At 73.5% G+C, this 19566-nt stretch carries 17 protein-coding genes and 1 pseudogene; 6 read left to right on the top strand and 12 right to left on the bottom strand.

What is annotated here, in order from left to right; genetic code table 11:
• Positions 1–2: 2 nt before the first annotated feature.
• From ACFC1T_RS05095 to ACFC1T_RS05080, 4 genes are all read right to left on the bottom strand, one after another.
• On the bottom strand, positions 3–830 hold the full coding sequence (locus tag ACFC1T_RS05095) for a carbohydrate ABC transporter permease (protein ID WP_375883718.1): 828 nt from the start codon (positions 828–830) through the stop codon (positions 3–5).
• Positions 827–1774: a carbohydrate ABC transporter permease gene (locus ACFC1T_RS05090; protein ID WP_375883715.1), complete on the bottom strand. Its 948-nt coding sequence runs from the start codon at positions 1772–1774 to the stop codon at positions 827–829. The genes ACFC1T_RS05095 and ACFC1T_RS05090 overlap by 4 nt, the downstream gene beginning before the upstream one ends.
• A complete protein-coding gene (locus tag ACFC1T_RS05085) occupies positions 1771–3114 on the bottom strand; it encodes an ABC transporter substrate-binding protein (protein ID WP_375883713.1) in 1344 nt (447 codons plus the stop codon). The genes ACFC1T_RS05090 and ACFC1T_RS05085 overlap by 4 nt, the downstream gene beginning before the upstream one ends.
• 214 nt (positions 3115–3328) lie before the next feature.
• Entirely contained in the window at positions 3329–3922 is a 594-nt protein-coding gene (locus ACFC1T_RS05080) for an isochorismatase family protein (protein WP_375883710.1), read from the bottom strand.
• A 373-nt stretch (positions 3923–4295) separates the two neighbouring features.
• Between ACFC1T_RS05080 and ACFC1T_RS05075 the strand changes: the two genes are divergently transcribed.
• Complete coding sequence (locus tag ACFC1T_RS05075) at positions 4296–5798, top strand: protease (protein WP_375883707.1); 1503 nt, start codon at positions 4296–4298, stop codon at positions 5796–5798.
• A gap of 83 nt (positions 5799–5881) precedes the next feature.
• Positions 5882–5947, top strand: a pseudogene (locus ACFC1T_RS05070) (VOC family protein); the annotation flags it as partial.
• A gap of 71 nt (positions 5948–6018) precedes the next feature.
• On the opposite strand, the gene ACFC1T_RS05065 reads toward ACFC1T_RS05070, so the two are convergent.
• Together ACFC1T_RS05065 and ACFC1T_RS05060 are read right to left on the bottom strand one after the other, a co-directional pair.
• A complete protein-coding gene (locus ACFC1T_RS05065; protein ID WP_375883704.1) occupies positions 6019–6633 on the bottom strand; it encodes a hypothetical protein in 615 nt (204 codons plus the stop codon).
• Positions 6634–6758: 125 nt separating this feature from the next.
• Positions 6759–7667, bottom strand: a complete 909-nt coding sequence (locus ACFC1T_RS05060) for an NAD(P)-dependent oxidoreductase (RefSeq protein ID WP_375883702.1) — start codon at positions 7665–7667, stop codon at positions 6759–6761.
• Positions 7668–7751: 84 nt separating this feature from the next.
• Here ACFC1T_RS05060 and ACFC1T_RS05055 point away from each other — a divergent pair, with 84 nt between their 5' ends.
• Positions 7752–8123 carry a winged helix-turn-helix transcriptional regulator gene (locus ACFC1T_RS05055; protein WP_375883700.1) on the top strand — a complete coding sequence of 124 codons (372 nt, stop codon included), beginning with the start codon at positions 7752–7754 and terminating at the stop codon, positions 8121–8123.
• A gap of 168 nt (positions 8124–8291) precedes the next feature.
• Here the strand turns inward: ACFC1T_RS05055 and ACFC1T_RS05050 are convergent, their stop codons facing one another.
• Complete coding sequence (locus tag ACFC1T_RS05050; RefSeq protein ID WP_375883698.1) at positions 8292–8759, bottom strand: hypothetical protein; 468 nt, start codon at positions 8757–8759, stop codon at positions 8292–8294.
• 208 nt (positions 8760–8967) lie between these two features.
• On the opposite strand from ACFC1T_RS05050, the gene ACFC1T_RS05045 reads away from it, so the two are divergent.
• Positions 8968–9855 carry an ArsR/SmtB family transcription factor gene (locus tag ACFC1T_RS05045; protein WP_375883695.1) on the top strand — a complete coding sequence of 296 codons (888 nt, stop codon included), beginning with the start codon at positions 8968–8970 and terminating at the stop codon, positions 9853–9855.
• Positions 9856–9905: 50 nt separating this feature from the next.
• Here the strand turns inward: ACFC1T_RS05045 and ACFC1T_RS05040 are convergent, their stop codons facing one another.
• From ACFC1T_RS05040 to ACFC1T_RS05030, 3 genes are all read right to left on the bottom strand, one after another.
• The gene (locus tag ACFC1T_RS05040; RefSeq protein WP_375883693.1) at positions 9906–10457 is read right to left on the bottom strand and encodes a hypothetical protein; all 552 of its coding nucleotides are present in this window, start codon (positions 10455–10457) and stop codon (positions 9906–9908) included.
• Positions 10458–10548: 91 nt separating this feature from the next.
• On the bottom strand, positions 10549–11895 hold the full coding sequence (gene lysA / locus ACFC1T_RS05035) for a diaminopimelate decarboxylase (protein ID WP_375883691.1): 1347 nt from the start codon (positions 11893–11895) through the stop codon (positions 10549–10551).
• A 39-nt stretch (positions 11896–11934) separates the two neighbouring features.
• The gene (locus tag ACFC1T_RS05030; RefSeq protein WP_375883689.1) at positions 11935–12111 is read right to left on the bottom strand and encodes a hypothetical protein; all 177 of its coding nucleotides are present in this window, start codon (positions 12109–12111) and stop codon (positions 11935–11937) included.
• A 351-nt stretch (positions 12112–12462) separates the two neighbouring features.
• Between ACFC1T_RS05030 and kdpB the strand changes: the two genes are divergently transcribed.
• Both kdpB and ACFC1T_RS05020 read left to right on the top strand, forming a co-directional pair.
• A complete protein-coding gene (gene kdpB / locus ACFC1T_RS05025; protein ID WP_375883687.1) occupies positions 12463–14709 on the top strand; it encodes a potassium-transporting ATPase subunit KdpB in 2247 nt (748 codons plus the stop codon).
• A 187-nt stretch (positions 14710–14896) separates the two neighbouring features.
• On the top strand, positions 14897–15406 hold the full coding sequence (locus ACFC1T_RS05020) for a universal stress protein (protein WP_375883684.1): 510 nt from the start codon (positions 14897–14899) through the stop codon (positions 15404–15406).
• Positions 15407–15469: 63 nt separating this feature from the next.
• Here ACFC1T_RS05020 and ACFC1T_RS05015 read toward each other — a convergent pair whose 3' ends face one another.
• The gene (locus ACFC1T_RS05015) at positions 15470–18241 is read right to left on the bottom strand and encodes a molybdopterin-dependent oxidoreductase (protein ID WP_375883681.1); all 2772 of its coding nucleotides are present in this window, start codon (positions 18239–18241) and stop codon (positions 15470–15472) included.
• On the bottom strand, positions 18238–19080 hold the full coding sequence (locus tag ACFC1T_RS05010; RefSeq protein ID WP_375883679.1) for an FAD binding domain-containing protein: 843 nt from the start codon (positions 19078–19080) through the stop codon (positions 18238–18240). Before ACFC1T_RS05010 ends, ACFC1T_RS05015 begins: the two co-directional genes overlap by 4 nt.
• Positions 19081–19566 lie beyond the last annotated feature (486 nt).

Genomic DNA, 19566 nt, shown 5'->3' with positions numbered 1-19566 from the left:
GCTCAGCCCTTCGTCGCGCCGGCCAGCAGGCCGGAGATGAACTGCCGTTGGAGGACCAGGAAGAGGACCATCATCGGCAGGGTGGAGAGCGCGGTCCCGGAGAGGATCGCGCCGTAGTCGGTGGTGCTCTGGTTGCCGTACAGGGTCGCCAGGGCGACCGGCAGGGTGTGCATGCCGGGGCTGCGCAGGGCGATCAGCGGCCAGACGAACTGGTTCCAGGAGCCCAGGAAGAGGAAGATCGAGAGCGCGGCAAGCACCGGCCGCATCACCGGGACGACGACGTTCCACAGCACCCGGAACTCGCCCGCGCCGTCGACCCTGGCGGCGTCCAGGAGTTCGTCCGGCAGGCTGCTCAGCGACTGGCGCATCAGGAAGACCGCGAAGGGCACGCACAGCCCGGGCAGGATGATCGCCTGGTAGGAGTCGAGCAGGCCGAAGTCCGTCATCATCGTGAACAGCGGTACCAGCATGACCTGTTCGGGCACCACCAGGGTGGAGAGCAGCAGCGCGAACAGCAGGGTGCGGCCGCGGAAGCGGAACTTGGCGAAGGCGTAGCCGGCCAGCAGGGCGACGACCAGGGCGCCCAGGGTCTGGATCCCGGCCACCAGCAGGGAGTTGCCGAGCACCCGGAGCAGGCCGATCCGCTGGTCCAGCCGGTGGAGGTTGTCGCCGAGGCCCCCGCCGGGCAGCAGGTGCGGCGGCCAGTCGAAGATCTCGGTGTCCTTGCGGGTGACGGAGACCAGCAGCCAGTAGAAGGGGGCGACCGAGAAGCCGGTGAGGCCCGCCAGGAGGAAGGTCAGCGGCCAGCCGCGGAGGTTCCTGGGGTTCATCCGTCCTTCTCCCCCATCAGGCGCATCTGGACCGCGCCCAGCACGGCCACCAGCAGGGTGAGCGCGTAGGCGATGGCGGAGGCGTAGCCGAAGTCGAAGTAGCGGAAGCCGTTCTGGTACAGGTACATGGAGACGGTCAGGCTCGCGTTGTCCGGGCCGCCGCCGGTCAGCACGTACGGCTCGTCGAAGAGCTGGAGGGTGCCGATGGTGGAGAGCACGACGGTGAACAGCAGCAGCGGGCGCAGGGCCGGGACGGTGATCGCGGTGAAGCGGCGGACGGCACCGGCGCCGTCGACCATCGCGGCCTCGTACAGCTCCTTCGGGACGGACTGCAGGCCGGCCAGGTAGATGACGGCGTTGTAGCCGGTGTAGTGCCAGGTCAGCACCAGGACGACGGACATCCGGGCCCAGAACGGCTGCCCCAGCCAGTCGACGGCGGGCAGGCCGACGGCGTGCAGCAGCCAGTTGACCGCGCCGTCGTCGCGCTTGAGCAGGAAGGCGAACATCACGCCGGTGGCGACCAGGCCGGTGACGGCGGGCATGAAGACGCCGAGCCGCCAGACGGCCCGCCAGCGCACCAGGGTGGAGTTGATGCCGACGGCCAGCAGCAGGGCCAGCCCGAGCATCAGCGGGACCTGTACGACGAGGATCTCGCCGGTGTTGCGCAGGGCCGTCCAGAACAGCGGATCGTCCAGCAGGCGCCGGTAGTTGGCGAGGCCGGCGGGGCGGGCGGCGGGGCCGGAGCCGGTGGTGAAGGAGAGCAGCAGCGAGTCGACGATCGGGTAGGCCTTGAACACGCCGAAGGTGATCAGGGCGGGGGCGAGCAGCAGGTACGGCAGGGCGGTGCGGCGCAGCCGGGCCCGGCGGTGGGCGCGCGCGGCCGGGCCGGCGGGGCGGGCGGGGCGGGTCCGTCCGGTGGCGGGGGGTGCGATGGCGGCGGTCATGCGACGGTGCGTCCGGTCTGCTGGGCGAGCTGCTGGGCGGCGGCCCGGAGGACGCCGGCCGGGTCGCCGCCCTTGAGGAGGACCTTGGCCTGGGCGTCGCTCGCGAGCTTGAGGGCGCGGGCGTAGTCGCCGGAGTAGTTGGTGGGGTCGCCGCCGTCGGTAGCCAGGTCGGCGAAGGTCCGCAGCGGGGACTGGCCGCCGTAGTAGTCGCTGGGCCTGGCGTACAGCGGGTCGCCGTAGGCGTCGAGGAGTGCGGGGAAGACCCCGCCGGCGTCGAACATGGCGTTCACCGAGGCGGGGCGGGTGAGCGCGTACTCGACGAACTTCCAGGCGGCGCGGCGGCGCGGGCTGGAGGCGGCGACGGTGAGGTGGGTGGAGTTCACCAGGGCGGTGCGCTTGCCGCCGGGGGTGACGGCCGGGGGTTTGGCGAGGCGCCAGTTGCCGTGCTGGTCGGCGAACTTGGCCTCCAGGTAGTGCGCGGCCCAGGCGGGCATCGGGGCGACGGCGAGCTTGCCGGCCTTCATCAGGGTGGCCCAGCCCTGGTCGCCGGGGGCGTCGGCGACCAACCCGGCGTCGTCCAGGTGCTTGAGGGTGGCCAGGGCGCGGACGTCCGGCTCGGAGCCGAGGGTGATCCGGCCCCCGAGGTCGAAGTAGAAGGCGCCCTGGAGCTGCATCAGGGACTGCACGAAGTCCAGGTCGGGGCTGGGGTTGGCGGCCTTGTTGATGCCGATCAGCGAGATGCCGGGGTTGGCGGCCTTGAAGCGGTCGGCGACCGCCGTGAGGTCGTCCCAGGTGGCGAAGGAGGCGGGGTCGAGGCCGGCCCTGTCGAAGTAGTCCTTGCGGTAGAAGAAGCCGAGCGGGTTGGCCTCCCAGGGCAGGGCGTAGGCGTGGCCGTCCTTGCCGGTGACGACCGGCCACAGGCCCTTGGCGAACTTCTCCTTGTGCGCGTCGGCGCCGAAGGCCGAGAGGTCGGCGAGGCCGCCGGGGAACTTCTCCAGGTAGCCGGGCAGGTAGTCGCAGCCGATGTGCAGGACGTCGCCGAGGCCCTGGCCGCCGGCCGCCAGGCCGACGGTGATCTTGTCCCAGATGGCGGGGTTGCCGATGTCCTGGACGTCCACCGTGATGCCCGGGTTGTCCTTCTCGAAGGCCGGGACGACGGCGCGCAGCGCGACGGCCGCGGTGGCCCACGACCAGACGGTGACCTTGCCGGTGTCGGCGTCCCCGCCGGAGGCACTCCCCGAGCCCGGGTCGCCGCAGGCCGCGAGGGCTCCGCCGGCCGTGAGGGCCAGCAGGCCGGCGCCGGAGGCGCGGAGCAGGTCGCGGCGGGAAAGGTGTGACATTGCATTCCTCCCGATGGGTGGCTCTGGACGGAGGCGGGGCATGGGGGTGGTGGCGCTCGGCGGCCAAGTTTGAACGTTCAAAACAACAAAACAGACCACAACTCAACAGATTCGCACGAGCGGGACACAGCAAACGCCCGCCCTCCCCGCGCCGTCAACCCCTGGCGCAGCGAAGGGCGGGCTCCGCAACCGTTCCGTTATGAGCGCCGGCGGGTCAGGAGCGGACCACCGGGGCGCCGGTGAGGTCGACCCCGGCGTCGCGGAGTTCGGTGAGCGCGGCATCGGTGGTGTCGGGGGCGACGCCGGCCGTGTAGTCGAGCAGGACGCGGGCGTCGAAGCCGGCCCGGCGGGCGTCCAGCGCGGTGGCCTTGACGCAGTGGTCGGTGGCGATGCCGACGACGTCGACGGCGTCCACGCCGCAGTCGTGCAGCCAGTCGGCGAGCGGGGTGCCGTCGGCGGTGAAGCCCTCGAAGCCGCTCTTGGAGGCGGAGCGGGCGCCCTTGTAGAAGACCTCGTCGACCGCGCCGGCCTCGACGGCGGGCAGGAAGTCGGGGTGGAACTCGCCGCCCTCGGTGCCGGCCACGCAGTGCACCGGGAAGGAGTCCCGGTAGTCGGGATGCTCGGAGAAGTGGCCGCCCGGGTCGACGTGGTGGTCCCGGGTCGCGACCACCCGGGACCACCCCTCCCGCTCCGGTCCCTGGATCAGCGCGGCGATCGCCCGGGCCCGGTCGGCACCGCCGCCGACCGGGACGCTTCCGCCCTCGCAGAAGTCCTTCTGCACATCCACCACGATCAGCGCGCGCGTCATCGAACGGCCTTTCCTCACCAGGTTCTTACGCATCCGCGGCCCAGCTTGGCGGGTCGACGGCCGTGGACGAAGCAACCGGGCGGCCGTTCACTCGAACGGGTTCCACCGGTTCCCGGCAGGGGTACGGCGGGGCGCGGCGGGCGGCCGCCGCCGTCGAAAGGGCGTCGAACCCGCGTCGAACAGGCCATTGAGAGCCGGTCGGCGCCGCACCTACACTCGCGGCCGTCCGTGACCCCGCGTCCCGGATTCCGCTCCGTGTTCCGCTCCGTGTTCCGCTCCGTGCCCGGGGTGCTCGATCCGCCCCGGGTCGATCGCCGATGTCCCCCAACCCACCCTCGTGGAGGACTACTTGAAGGCTCGAACGATACGCCGCATGCTCCTGGCCGGGGTGAGCAGCCTGGCCCTCGCGGCCTCCGGCGCGCTCGCCGCCCCGGTGGTCGGCAGCGCCGTGCCCGGCGGCGCCGCGGCCGCCGGCTACCCGACGGTGCACCCCACGGTGGCCGACTACGCCCAGGTGTCGGCGGGCACCACTCCCCCCACCCCGACGCAGTGCGCGAGTGCGGGCCGCCGCTGCTTCGACCCCCAGGCGATCAGGGCCGCCTACCACCTGGGCCCGCTGTACGCGGGCGGCTTCGACGGCCGCGGCCAGACGATCGCGATCCTCGACTCGTACGGCAGCGACACCATGGCGCACGACCTGCACGTCTTCGACCAGGCCTTCGGCGTCACCGCGATGTGCGGCGAGGAGGCGGTGACCTGCCAGCCCGGGATGCCGTCCTTCGGCGAGCTGCACGTCCAGGGCGATCCGGGCACCAACGCCCCGCCGCCCACCAGCCACGGCACCGGCCAGGAGAGCAAGGCCGCGTGGGCGGTGGAGGTCGCGCTCGACGTGGAGACCGCGCACGCGATGGCACCCGGTGCGAACATCCTGCTGGTCAGCACGCCGACCGCGGAGACGCTCGGCGTCCAGGGCCTGCCGACGCTGATGAACGCCGAGCAGTACGTGGTCGACCACCACCTGGCGAACGTCATCTCGCAGTCCTTCGCCTCCGCCGAGGGCGCCTTCGGCAGCGCCCAGTCCATCGAACCGCTGCGGCACGCCTTCAAGTCCGCGGCCCTGAACGGGGTCACGGTGCTCGGTTCCTCCGGCGACAGCGGCACGGCCGGCTCGGAGAAGACCCCGGTGAAGTCGGGCGGCTCGACCCTGCCGTACCCGTCCGTGGAGTGGCCCGCCTCGGACCCGCTGGTGACCGGCGTGGGCGGCACCTACCTGTGCACCGACCCCGGCGCGACCGGCGCCCGGACCGTGGACAGCACCGACAACCCGGCCGCCTGCCAGAGCAACTCCGGCTCCGCCGAGGTGGGTTGGACCAACTCCGGCGGCGGGTTCAGCCGGGTCTTCGACCGGCCCGACTACCAGTCGGCACTGCCGGCCGGCTCCACCGCGATCGGCGCCAAGCGCGGCGTCCCGGACGTCTCACTCCAGGCCGCCTCCAGCACCGGTGCGCTGGTCTACCTGTCGCTGCCGCCGGACGGCTCCTCCGGCCTCAAGTGCGGTGCCACGCCGTGCAGCACGGGCTGGTACGACATCGGCGGCACCTCGCTGTCCTGCCCCCAGTGGGCCGGCCTGGTCTCGATCGCGGACCAGATCAACGGCGGCGGCCTGGGCCAGATCAACCCGGCCCTGTACAAGCTGGGCGCCGACCCGGCGAAGTACGCGGCCGACTTCAACGACGTGACGCTCGGGAACAACACCACCGACCCGACCGTCCCGGGCTACCCGGCCGGTACGGGCTGGGACCCGGTCACCGGCCTCGGCACGCCCGACGCGGCGAACCTGCTGCCGGACCTGGTCAGCGCCGTCCGGGCGGGCTGACCGCAGCCCGGTGCTCCGCCCCGTCGAGCTGTGCGGCCCGACGGGGCGGAGCCGTGTGCGGCGCCGGCCCGGCCGGTCGCCGGCTCGGCCGGTTCGGCTGGGTAACCGATCCGGAGGGGAACCGCATCGAGCTCTGGCAGCCCGCCTGAGCGCAGTCGGAGGGCCCGACTTCAAGCTCCCGCACGGGAAGTCGGCCGGGCCGACTTCCCGTGCGACGCGATCAGAACAGCGCGTCGGCGGACCCGCACTTGAGGGTGCCGCTGGCCGTGGCATCGATGCCGCCCGGCATCTGGTGCACCGCCATGCCGGAGAACGTGATGGCGTCCTCCGTGCGGCCGGCCCCCGCACCGACCGGGACCTTTCCGGCCCACGCCGCCACCTTCGGGTCCTCGGGCTCGCCGACGGTCAGCAACAGGCTCATCTGGCCCTGGCCGTCGAAGCCCATGACCAGGGCGGCCTTCTTCGTGGACTTGCCCGTCGCGCTCAGGGTCAGCGGGCCCGACGGGGACTTCTTGCCGACGCAGCCCGCCGTGTCGAAGGTGAACGTGCCGCCCTCGCTGCCGGTGATGGTGACGGTGTTCGCGCCCCCGGAGCCCGCCGCACCACCCGCCGAACCGCCCGCCGCATCGGCCGTCTTCGAGGGAACGGCCGGGGTCGGCGCGTCGGCCGGTGCGGAGGTGGCGGCGCTCGACGTGACGGCGGTCGGCACGGCGGCGGTCGGTGCGGCGGAACTTGGCGCGGCGGTGTTCGAGGAGGACGACGAGCCCGAGGAACCACAGGCCGAGAGCAGGAGGACGGAGGCGCCGAGGACCACGGCGGGGACCACACGAGTCATTCGCATCATGGGCACAACGTAGAGCTCCTGTGTGACAGAACATCAGCGAATCCTCGACGGATCCGTACCAGAGCGGTCCGGCTCCCCCGCACGGCCCCGGCACGCCCCACCCGCAGGGCAGTCGGTCAGCGGGGGGACCGGATGCCGTCGATGATGCGGGTCCAGTTGTCCGCGCCGTGGCCGTCCTCGATCGCACGGCGGTAGTGGGCCTGAACAGCCAGCGGGAGGGCGGGGTCGAGGCCGAGCGAGGTGCTGGTCTCGACGATGTGGTCGGCGGTCGCACCCATCATGGTGACCGTGCTGAGGTGGCCCGGGTGCTCCCCCGCGTCGAGCGCGGTGCCGGGGGCGGCCTCGCCGGCCCGCAGGATGGCGCCGATCGTGTCGGCGGAGGAGAGCAGGTCCGGCAGGGCCTCCGCAGCCTTCATCCCCGCGGTGCCCAGCATCGCGGTGGCCTGCATCAGGGCGGACAGGGTGGTGAGGAAGACGGCGAGTTGGGCCTGGTACATCATCTGGGCGAGGCCCGCGTCCTCGCCCAGGTACCTCGGCGTACCGAGCAGGGCCAGCGCGGCCCGGTGACGCTCCATCACCTGCCCGGGACCGCTGTAGTAGACGTGGGACGCCGCCGTGCCGACCATCGGCGCGGGGACCATGACGCCCCCGGTGAGGAACTCGGCGCCGTGGCCCGCCGCCCAGGCTGCCGCCTCGCGGGTGCGGTCGGGGGTGTCGGAGCTCAGGTTGACCAGGGTCCGCCCGGCGAGCGCCGCGGTGGCGCCGTCGAGGATGTCGTACATGGCCCGGTAGTCGGTGAGGCTGAGGATCACGAGGCCGCTCGCCCCGACCGCCTCGCCGGGCGTCGCCGCGAGCGTCGCCCCGGCCGCGACGACGCCGTCGGCCCGAGCGGCGGTGCGGTTCCAGACGGTGACCGGGTGGCCGGCGGCGAGGAGGGAGCGGGTCATCGCCTGCCCCATCGGGCCGAGCCCGATCACGGTGACGGCGCTGTGCTGACCGGTGGTGTGGTTCTGTCGTTCGTTCACCCCTCCATCCTCGGAGAGGGCAACTATCCTCGGAAGTACCCACTATTTTCTGCGGTACTTACCTTTTCGTAAGGGGGATCGGTGATGGCCAAGGCACCGAGGAACGGGCCCTACATCTGCGGGATCGACGCCGCGCTCGACGTGGTGAGCGGCAAGTGGAAGGGGCTGATCCTGTGGGAGCTCACCACCCACGGCGTGCGCCGCTTCGCCGAACTCCGGCGCGCCCTGCCGGGCGTGAGCGAGAAGATGCTGACGCAGCACCTGCGGGAGATGGAGCAGGACGGCCTGGTCCACCGGGAGGTCTTCGCCGAGGTGCCGCCGCGGGTGGAGTACTCCCTGACCGAGGACGGGCGCACGCTCAACGAGGCGCTCCGGCCGCTCGGCGCCTGGGGAGCCGGCCGGGTCCGGCGCGAGGGGCTCGACCTCGTCGGCGTGGCCGAGGCCTCCCTCGGGTAGGGCGCGGGCCGGGGGGGGGGGGGGGGGGACCCACCCCGGCCGCGCCGGGCGGGGAACGGGCGGGGGGCGACGGCCCCCCGGGGGTGGGCCGGGGCGGGGGGGGGGGGGGGGGGACCCCCCCCCGCCCCGCGCGGGCCTGTCACGGCTCGGGGCCGTCGGGATCCTGCGTCAACAGGTGAACCTCGGCGACTGCACCGAGCCCTGGCGGACGTCGTCGTTGGTGATCCAGGTGTCGATCACCAAGGTCCCGCCGAGTGCGCAGTAGAGGTCGTGCCCGTTCCACTGCTCCGAAACGTTGTTGGACAGGTCACTGTCGACGGTGTAGAGGTCGCTCGGATAGAAGTCGGTGATGGAGCCGTCCGCGTTGACGCGGGCGACCGCCTGCCAGATGCGCACCTGGGTGTCCGGCGTCCCGTAGGCGGTCACCGACGAGGCCACGCTGCTCTGGAGGTTGTTGGGCCGCGCGCAGGGCAGCAGGGAGACGCCGTGGCCCACGTACACCGCGTTCGTGACGATGTCGCGGTTCCCGCGGCAACCGCCGCCTCCGATCGGCTGTGCCGAGGCGCTGCTGGTGGAGCCGATGACCAGGCCGAGGGTGGCCGCCGCCGCGAGGGCGAGGCTGGCGAGCTTGCGCATGGGTTTCTTTCCTCCGGTGTCGGATTGGCCGTGCACCGCCACCTTCGCCGTCGGGGCTCCTCCGGCGACAGCTCTTCGCCGCTGGGCCTCATAGTTGAGAACTCACCCACGGCGGCCCGGCCGCGTGGCACCATCGGCTGTGCTCGAAATCGGCTTCCGGCCGGCCGATCTGGCCCGCGTCCGGTTCGCGGTCTCTCCGCTGGATCACGTGCTGGGCGGCGTCGCCGGCCCGCAGCACCACTGCGCCCGCGACTCGGTGAACCGGGACCGGTGGTGGCGCCGGGTGAAGGGCCATGTCCCGCAGCAGGCCGCGGCGTTCATCGATCTGGTCAACGCGAGCCCGCTCGGCGTGCCGATGTTCCTGACCCCCGACAGCACGGCCGCGCGGGCGACCATCGGCGACGAACTCGACGCCCTGCTCGCCCTCCCCGAGGCCGAGGTCCACCGGGAGATGCAGGACTACGGCACCGGGCCGGACCTCCCCCGCGTCATCACCGAGTTGCGGGACGGCGGCACCCGCCGGCTGCGCCGGATCACCGACGCCGCCTGGGCGCTGTTCCGCACCTGCCTCGCCCCGGACTGGCCCGACATCCAGCGCGCCCTGCGGGCGGACGTCGAACAGCGCTCACGCGTCGTCGCCGAGACCGGGCTCGGCCCGATGCTGGCGCGGCTCCACCCGGACCTGTCCTGGCACGACGAGGGCACCCTCCGGTACGCCAGTCCGGAGTGGCGGCTCGCGTACGACCTCGGCGGGCGCGGGCTGGAGTTGCGGCCCAACCTGTTCCTCTCCGGCCTCACCGCGCCCCTGGGCGCCCACCGGTCGCCGGCCCTGCTGTACCCCGGCCGCGACCACCCGGCCCGCCGCGCGGACGGACTGGCCCGCCTCCTCGGCGCCGCCCGCACCCGGGCCCTCCGGGCGATCGCCCAGGGCGCCTGCACCACGGGCCAGTTGGCCTCGGACCTCGGTGTGTCCGCACCGACCGCCTCCGCCCACGCCACCGTGCTGCGCGACGCCGGGGTGATCACCACCGAGCGCCGGGGCCGCGAAGTCCGGCACAGCCTCACCACCCTCGGCCGCGACCTCCTCCTCGGCTGAGCACCGGCCGTCGGTGCACGGCTTCGCGGCGGCCGGAGCCGGCCCGGCGTTCAGAGCATCGCGGGGCCCAGGGTGTCGCACGTGAGGCTTCCGCTGGCCTTCGCCTCGGCAGCGTCCGGCGTCCTGGAGACCGGCAGGTCGGTGAAGGTCACAACGTCCCTGGTCCGACCTGCCTTCTCGCCGACCTCGGCCTTTCCTCCCCAGGTGACCGTGGACGGGGCGAGGACCTTGTCCATGGCCACCGTCAGGATCATCTCCCCCTTGCCGTCGAAGACGGCCGTCAGCATGGCCTTCCCGTCGGGCCCGCCCGTCGCCATCAGCAGGAGGTTCCCGGACGGGGACTCCTTGCCGAGGCAGGCACCCCCCGTGAACTCGTACGTACCACCGCTGCTGCCGCTGATGACGACGGTGTTGGTCGGCCCCGGGCCGGCGGTGCTCGGGCCGGCAGCGCTCGGGCCGGCGCCGTCCGACGCGGCAGCCTTCGCGGACGGCATCGCTGACGACTGCGCGGACGGCGACGGGTCCGCGGGCCCGCAGGCCGCGAGCAGGAGCACGGAGACGCCGGCGACCACCACGGGATGCACACGAGTCGTTCGAATCATGGTCAGACGGTAACGCCCCCGGATGACGATGCGTCATCGGATGTCCAACAGGTTCGCTGCGGTCCGCGGTCCGCAGCACCGCGGCACCGGGTCAGCGCCCCACCTCGCGCAGGCGGAAGTCCTCCACCGTCTCACGGCGGATGAGCAGCCGGGCGCGGCCGTCCTTGACGGCGGCCACGGCGGGCCGGCCGACCAGGTTGTAGCCGGAGGCCATCGACAGCTGGTAGGCGCCGGCCGCGGGGACGGCGAGCAGGTCGCCGGGGCGCAGGTCGGCGGGCAGGACGGCGTCGTGGACCAGGACGTCCCCCGCCTCGCAGTGGCGGCCGACGACGTCCACCCGGGCCGCGCCGGCGTCGGAGCGGCGGCCCACCAGCCGGACGCTGTACGGGGATCCGTACAGGGCCGGGCGCGGGTTGTCGCTCATGCCGCCGTCGACGGCGACGAAGGTGCGGCCGTCCGCCGTGTGCTTGACGGAGAGCACCCGGTAGACGGCCACCGCCGCCGGTCCGGCGATGGCGCGGCCCGGCTCGACGATCAGTCGGGGCACCTCCAGCCGGGCCTCGGCGCAGCGGACCGCAAGCCGGTCGGTGACCCGGACGGCGAACTCGGCGAGGTCGAACTCGGCGTCCCCTGGCAGGTACTTGATGCCGTGGCCGCCGCCGAGGTCCAGTTCGGCCAGTTCGACGCCGTGCCGGTCCCGCACCGCGGCGAGCAGCCGCACCAGGGCGTCGACGGCCTGGAGGAAGGGTTCGAGCTCGGTGATCTGCGAGCCCAGGTGGCAGTGCAGTCCGGCCAGTTCGAGTCCGGGCTGGTCGAGCACCCGGGCGATGGCGTCGGCCGCGTCGCCGCCCTCGATCGGGAAGCCGAACTTCTGGCCGCCGACGCCGGTGCGTACGGCCGCGTGGTGGCCGGCCGCGATCCCGGGGACGACCCGGACCAGCACCTTCTGCGGGGTGTCGGCGGCGACCAGCGCGGCCAGCCGGGCGATCTCCGCCGGGCCGTCGATGACGATCCGCCCGACCCGCAGCCGCCGGGCCAGCCGCAGTTCCTCCGGGGACTTGGCGTTGCCGTGCAGCAGGATGCGCTGGGCCGGGAAGCCGGCCGAGACGGCCAGCCACAGTTCGCCGGAGGAGCAGACGTCCAGGCCGAGGCCCTCCTCGGCGGCCCAGTCGGCCATGGCGCTGCACAGGAAGGCCTTGGCCGCGTACAGCACCTCGGCGTGCGGAAGTGCCCGCCGGTAGGCCCGGGCGCGGCTGCGCACCTCGCCCTCGTCCAGGACGTACAGCGGGGTGCCGAACCGTTCGGCCGCCTCCGCCAGTCCGACGCCGCCGACCAGGACCTCACCGCCCGGGCCGGGCCGCGCGGAGGCGGGCCACGGGCCGCCGAGGGCGTCGGCGGGGGCGGGGGTCGGAACGGGCGGGGCGATCAGCTGGGTCATGGCGGCTACTCCTACGGGTGGTGGGGAAGGGCGGCTCGGTCAGTCCTCGTAGTGCATGGCGAAGCGGCAGTGCGCCGGGCGGGTGCGCGCCTGGTCGACGGTGCTCGGCGCGGGTGAGGGCGGCTCGGGCCGGTCCTGGCGGTCGGCGGCGGGCACCAGGCGGATGGTGCGCCCCAGCGGCCGGTCGACGTCGATGAGGGCGGTGGCGGTGGTCACGGCGGGCTCCTGGGATCTGCGGCAGGGGCCGTCGTCCGGCGGCCCGCATCCAGTGGAGACCCTCCGGGCACCGTTCGCACCCGGCCTTGACGCACGGCCTACGCATCGGGGGCGTACCTTGACGACTTCCTGACATGCCCGGGATTCCAGCGTTCCGAACGACTGTTCGTGCAGGTCAGGGGCCGGGCGCCGGCAATGTCAGGGAAGCGTCAAGGATGGCCGTTTCCTCGCCAAGCCCGCGTCAAGGCCGGCATGGCCCGGCGGACTCCGATGGTGGGCTGTGGCCCGTCCCCGTCGCCCCGAGCACGCCGCCCCGCAGCTTCGGGGCGCCCCGGAAGGTCCCCCGAGACGATGCGCCGTTCGGCCCTCACCCCACCGGACACCACCCCCGGCACAGGCCCGGGCACCACGCCCGGCACCACCCCCGGCACCGGCCCCGGCCCCGGCCCGCAGAACTGGTTCCGCCGCCCGGAGCCCGCCGCGCCGGAGCCCCCGCACCCGCACCCGCACCCGAGCCACCGCCCGTCGACCGCCAAGGGCCGACGGCAGCTGATCACCCGGCACCAGCTGGCCGAGGCACTGCCCGCCGCCGTACGCAAGCTCCACCCGCGCACGATGCTGCGCAACCCGGTGATGCTCGTGGTCGAGACCGGCTCGGCGCTCACCACCATCAGCGCCGTCGTCCACCCGAGCGTCTTCGCCTGGGCGATCTCCTTCTGGCTCTGGCTGACCGTGCTGTTCGCCAACCTCGCCGAGGCCGTGGCCGAGAGCCGGGGCAAGGCGCAGGCCGCCTACCTGCGCCGCGCCCAGGCGGCCACCACCGCCCGGCGGCTGCTGCACTGGCGGGTCGGCACCCGCGACCACCGCCACGAGGTCGTCCCCGCCGAGGAGTTGACGCTGCACGACATCGTGCTGGTGCCGGCCGGGGAGGTGATCCCGCAGGACGGCGAGGTGGTCGAGGGCGTCGCGACGGTGGACGAGTCCGCCATCACCGGCGAGTCCGCGCCCGTCATCCGCGAGTCCGGCGGCGACCGCACGGCCGTCACCGGCGGGACGAAGGTGCTCTCCGACCACCTGGTGGTCCGGGTCACCTCGCGCCCCGGGCAGAGCTTCGTGGACCGGATGATCGCCCTGGTCGAGGGCGCGAACCGGCAGAAGACGCCGAACGAGATCGCCCTCAACATCCTGCTGGCCTCCCTCACCATCGTCTTCGTGCTGTCTGTGGTCTCGCTCCAGCCGATGGCCATCTACGCCCACGCCCCGCAGACCACCGTCGTCCTGGTGGCACTGATGGTCGCACTGATCCCGACCACCATCGGTGCCCTGCTGTCCGCGATCGGCATCGCCGGGATGGACCGGCTCGTCCAGCGCAACGTGATCGCCCTGTCCGGACGGGCCGTCGAGGCCGCGGGCGACGTGGACGTGCTGCTGCTCGACAAGACCGGCACCATCACCCACGGCAACCGCCGGGCCGTCGCCCTGCACCCGCTGCCCGGCGCGACCACCGAACAGCTCGCCGAGGCGGCCCAGTTGGCGTCCGTCGCGGACGAGACCCCGGAGGGCCGCTCCCTGGTCGAACTGACGAACCGTCAGTACTGGGTGCCGCCGCGGACCCCCGGCGAACTGGGCGAGCAGCGGCCCGTCCCGTTCACCGCGCACAGCCGGATGAGCGGCGTCGACCTCAGCTGGCCGGACGGCACCGGCTGTCTGATCCGCAAGGGCGCGGCCGCGGCCGTCGCCCGCTGGGTGGTGGACTCCGGCGGACGGATGCCGATGGAGGCGAAGCCCCTGGTCGACCGGATCGCCGCGGCCGGCGGCACCCCGCTGCTGGTCGCCGTGCACGACCGGCACGGCGCCCGGGCGCTCGGCGTGGTCGAGCTCAAGGACGTGATCAAGGAGGGCATCGCCGAACGCTTCGCCGAACTGCGCCGGATGGGCATCCGCACCGTCATGGTCACCGGCGACAACCCGCTGACCGCCCGGGCGATCGCCGAGGAGGCCGGGGTGGACGACTTCCTCGCCGAGGCCACCCCCGAGGACAAGCTCGCCCACCTCCGGCGCGAACAGGCCGCCGGGAACATGGTCGCGATGACCGGCGACGGCACCAACGACGCCCCCGCCCTCGCCCAGGCCGACGTCGGCGTCGCGATGAACTCCGGCACCCCGGCCGCCAAGGAGGCCGGCAACATGGTCGACCTCGACTCCAACCCGGCGAAGCTCATCGACATCGTCCGGGTCGGCAAGCAACTCCTCATCACCCGGGGCGCGTTGACCACCTTCTCGATCACCAACGACGTGGCCAAGTTCTTCGCGATCATCCCCGCGATGTTCGCCCACGCCTACCCCGGGCTGCACCACCTCAACATCATGGGCCTGCACAGCCCGCAGTCGGCGATCGCCTCCGCGATCATCTTCAACGCGCTGATCATCGTCGCCCTGATCCCGCTCGCCCTGCGCGGCGTGCGCTACCAGCCCGCCTCCGCGACCGACCTGCTCCGGCGCAACCTGCGGGTGTACGGGCTGGGCGGGCTGGTGCTGCCGTTCCTCGGCATCAAGGCGATCGACCTGCTGATCGAGTTCGTCCCGGGCCTGGGCTGAGCCCCGCGGCCGTCAGGAGGCCGCCTGTCAGGAGGCCGTCAAGATGCGTGCGACCGGCGTCATGACGGTGTCAGCGCCGGTACGGAGGGCACGGTTCCGGGGTTCACTGGAGGTATCCGAAGCAAGGAGCACCTCACCGGCAGAACCCGACCGGAGTGCGCGACCGGAGAGACGGAGGCGAACGGCCATGACCGGGACCACGACCGACACCACGACCGGCACCACCCGAGTGATCGTCGGCCTGAGCGGGTCGCTGAGCAGTCTGGCCGCCCTCTACCACGCCGTCGGCGAGGCGGCCCGGCAGGAGGCCGTGCTGGTGCCGGTCGCCGCCTGGACGGTCGGCGACCGGGACGGGCTGCGCCCGCTGTCCGAACTGGAGCACGCCGCCCGCCGCCGGCTGGACGTCGCCTTCGAACAGGCCTACGGCGGCTACCCGTCCGGCCTGGTGATCCACCCGGTGGTGGTGAACGCCGAACCGGGGCCCGCCCTGGCCGCCGCCGTCACCGGACCGGACGACCTGCTCGTCCTCGGCGCCGCCACCCGGCGCCGCTTCGACCTGCTGCGCGGCACCTCCGTCGCCCGGTACTGCCGGCACCGGGCGGGCTGCCGGGTGATCGAGGTCTCGCCGTCGGCACTGCTGACCCGGCTGGAGCTGACCGCCCGCACCGGGGCACCGCTGCCGCTGCTGGCACGGTAGCGGCAGCGGGCCCGGCCGGGGTCTTCGGTCCCGGCCGGGCCTGCTGTCCCGGCCCGGCCCCCGTCACTCGGCGTCGTGGCTCCCCCGCCGCTCGGCCAGGGCCTGCCAGACCTGGTCGCGCAGGAACGGCGGGTCGGTGAAGCGGATGCCGGTGGCGTCGCGCAGCGCGTTGGCGAAGGCCGGGGCCACGGGGTTGAACGGGCTCTCGCTCATCGACTTGGCGCCGAGCGGGCCGATCGCGTCCGAGGTGGCGCTGAAGTGCACCTCGGTGCGCGGCACGTCGGCGTACGCCGGGAGCCGGTAGCGGCGGAAGGCCGCGGTGGTGACCTCGCCGTGCTCGTCCAGCAGCACCCGTTCGAACAGGGTCGCGCCGAGCGCCTGGGCGACCCCGCCCTCGACCTGGCCGCGGCACTGCATCGGGTTCATCACCCGCCCGGCGTCGGCCCCGTGCACGCTGCGCAGGATCCGGATCTCCCCGGTGTCCGGGTCGACGGCGATCCGGAACCACTGCGAGTTGAAGGCGATCGAGCGCGGCGAGCCGCCGAAGTGGCCGTCGGCGGCGAGCTCGACACCCTTGCCCCGGGCGGCCTCGAAGACCTCCTTGAGGGTGATCGTCCGCCCGTCGCACTCGACCGCGTCGGCGCCGAGCCGCAGCAGGCTGCGCGGGGTGCGGGCGTACTCGGCGGTGAAGGTGAGGAGGAGTTCGGCGAGCGCGTTGGCGGCCTTCATCACCGCCTTGCCCGCGACGACCGTACCGGCCGAACCGAAGGCACCGGTGTCGTGCCGGACGACGTCGGTGTCGGACTGCCGCACGGTGATCCGGTCCACGGTGGTGCCCAGGGCCCCGGCGGCGATCTGCCGGTGGACGGTGGTGGTGCCGTTGCCGAACTCGGCGGTGCCCACCGCGATGTCGTACCCGCCGTCCTCCAGCAGCCGCACGGTGGCGTCGGCGATGTGCCCGCCGGGCGGGCCGCAGGCGATGGCCGCCATCGCGAAGCCCTGGCCCACCAGCCAGCCCTCGGGGGCGAGTTCGGCGCTGGTGTCGTTCGCGAGGGCCTCCCGGACGACGCCGAGGCACTGGTCGAGGCCGTAGCTGGCGATGTGGAGGTCCTCCTCCTCGCCGAGCGGGCCCTCCATGTGCTCGCCCGGGCCGATGATGTTCTTCTCCCGCAGGACGAGCGGGTCGACGCCGAGCCGCCGGGCGAGCTCGTCCATCGCGGACTCCACGGCGAAGGTGACCTGCCCGAGGCCGTAGCCGCGGAAGGCCCCGGCCGGCACGCCGTTGGTGTAGACGGAGTACGCCTCCACCTTCTTGTTCGGCGCCCGGTAGACGCCCATCGACTCACCGACGCTGTGGAACATCACCGCCGGCCCGTGGTTGCCGTACGCGCCGGTGTTGGACACCACCCGGAAGCGGATCGCCGTCAGGGTGCCGTCCCGCTTGGCGCCGAGCTTGACGGTGACCAGGAACGGGTGCCGGGTGGTGGCGCCGTGGAACTGCTCGGCGCGGGTGAACTCCAGCTTCACCGGCCGGTGCAGCCGCATCGCCGCGAGCACCGCGATGTCCTCGGTGAGCATCTCCTGCTTGCCGCCGAAGCCCCCGCCGACCCGGCCGGCCACCACCCGGACCTTCTCCATCGGCAGGTCGAACAGGGCGCACAGGGCGCGCCGGGTGAGGAAGGGCACCTGGGTGGAGGAACGGACCACGATCCGCTCCTCCCCCGTCTCCCCGGCCTCCCCGGCCTCCTCGACCGGCTCGAAGGTCACGACGCAGCCGTGGGTCTCCAGGCTGGCGTGCTGGACCCGCTGGGTCCGGAAGGTCTCCTCGTACACCGCGTCCGCCTCGGCGAACCCCTGCTCCACGCTGCCGAGTTCACCGTGCGCCTCGCCGCAGACGTTGTTCTCCGGGCGGGCGATCCGGGACTCCGGCCCCTTGGGGTGCAGCACCGGCGCGCCGGGCGCCATCGCCTCCTCCGGGTCGAGCACGTACGGGAGTTGCCGGTACTCGACGACGATCCGGCGGCAGCCCTCCTCGGCGGCCGCCTCGCTGTCCGCGACCACGGCGGCGACCCGCTGGCCGACGAAGCGCACCACGTCGTCCAGCAGCCGGGTGTCGTCCGGGTCCTCGGTGGGGTGCTCGTGCCGGGCCGAGGAGTAGAGCCGCTCGGGCGCGTCGTGGTGGGTGAGCACGAGGTGCACGCCGGGGACGCGCAGGGCGGCCGCCGTGTCGATGGAGAGGATCCGGGCGTGCGGGTGCGGCGAGCGCAGCAGCTTCATGTGCAACAGGCCGGGCACGTCGACGTCGAAGGTGTAGCGGGCGGTGCCGGTGACCACCTGCGGCCCGGCCGGGGCGCCGAGGTTGCGGCCGACGGCGTGGCCGGGGTCGGGCTCCTCGGTGTGGCGGACGCCGTTGATCGCGTCCTCGATCGCCCGGTAGCCCGTGCAGCGGCACAGGTTGCCCTTCAACGAGCGTGGCAGGTCGGTGAGTTGTTCCTCGTCCAGGGCGCTGGTGGTCATCAGGAAGCCGGCCGTGCAGAAGCCGCACTGGAAGCCCTGGGCGTCCAGGAAGCGCTGCTGCATCGGGTGCAGCTCGCCGTCCGGGCCGGCCAGGCCCTCCACGGTGGTGACGGACCGGCCGGCGGCCCGGGCCGCCGGGTAGAGGCAGCTGTGCACCGGGTTGCCGTCGACCTGCACGGTGCAGGCGCCGCAGTCGCCCGCGTCGCAGCCCTTCTTCACCCCGAACCAGCCGCGCTCGCGCAGGTAGGTGCGCAGGCACTGGCCGGGGCGCGGCTCGGCCCCGGTGGGGCGGCCGTTGACGTGCATCGCGAAGCTCATCGCGCTGCCTCCTCGGTGGGGGTGTGAGGGCTCAGCTCCCGGCGGATCTGCTCGGCGAAGCGGAAGGTCAGGTGCCGGCGCCAGGCGGGCAGCCCGTGGATGTCGTCGAAGTAGTCCTCCGGCCGGATGCCGTCCCGGATCGCCTCCTCGACGGCCGCCGCGTTGGGGGCGGGCGGGAACCAGAAGCGGAACGGGCGGACGGTGGAGGCGGTGACGGCGAGGGTCAGCGAGCCGTCCACCGGGTCCAGGGTGCCGACCAGCAGCGCGGCGGAGCGGCCCAGCCCGTACAGCGAGGCCTGGCGGAAGGCCGTGCGGCTCGCCAGCGCGCGGGCCGGCAGGGTGATGGAGCGCAGCAGTTCGCCGGGCCGCAGGTCCTTGCGGCCGGCGCCGGTGACGAACTCCGCCACCGGGACCTTCCGGTACTCGCCGGAGGGGGCGCGCAGCAGGCAGACGCCGTCCAGCGCGGCGGTGAGCGAGATCATCGGGCCGGCGGGCAGGCCGTTGCAGAGGTTGCCGCCGACGGTGGCCATGTTCCAGATCTTCCAGGAGGCCAGGAAGGCCCGGCAGCACTGTTCGACCAGCGGCGCGGCCGTCCAGTCGGCCTCCTGGCGGCCGTACCGGGAGAGCTGGGCGACGGTGCAGGTCGCGGCGATCTCCAGGCCGCCGTCCGGGGTCCGGGTGAGCGGCCGCCAGCCCATCCGGCCGAGGTCGATCAGGCGGCGGATGTGCGGCTGCGGCTCGGAGAACAGGTACGTCCCGCCGCCGAGCCAGGCGTCGCCGGACCGCCAGGGGCCGCCGAGGCGGGCGTCCCGCAGTTCGGCCACCGTGTTCAGATCCATGTCGCCCCTCCGTCCCCGGCCTGTTCCGTTCGTTCGGTAGGGCGATTGAAGCGGTCGGCGGGCGGGCGTCACGAGTGGTCCCGGGCACCATTCGGACCGGTCCGCCGCTGGTCGATCCTCCAGGCCGGGCGCGGCCCGTCCGGCCGGGGCCCGGAGGGGAGTCGGCCGCTCCGCATGCCAACTTCGACAAGCCTGTCGAAGTTGGCATGGCCGGGCTATGCTGTCGGCAGGTCCGAAGGTGGACTCCTGTACCCGTCGACGTCCGCACCGCCCCGGTGCGCCCGACCGGAAGGAGGCGAGACACACGGACCGCACCCCGACGGGCCCCCGCCCGCGCGACACCCGCGCCCGGGCCCACTCCCAGCCCCGTACCCGCGGGTCCGCTCCCGGCAGAACTCCCTTCCGAGGATGAGACGCTGACGCACCGTCAACTCCGTGCGCGGCCCTTCACCACCTCGCCGTCCGGGCGTACCCCGGACCGCCCGC

The sequence above is a fragment of the Kitasatospora sp. NPDC056076 genome, from assembly GCF_042266305.1.
Taxonomy (GTDB): Bacteria; Actinomycetota; Actinomycetes; order Streptomycetales; family Streptomycetaceae; genus Kitasatospora.
Note: the sequence above shows the minus strand (reverse complement) of the source record. Positions and strands in the feature narration are given on the sequence as shown.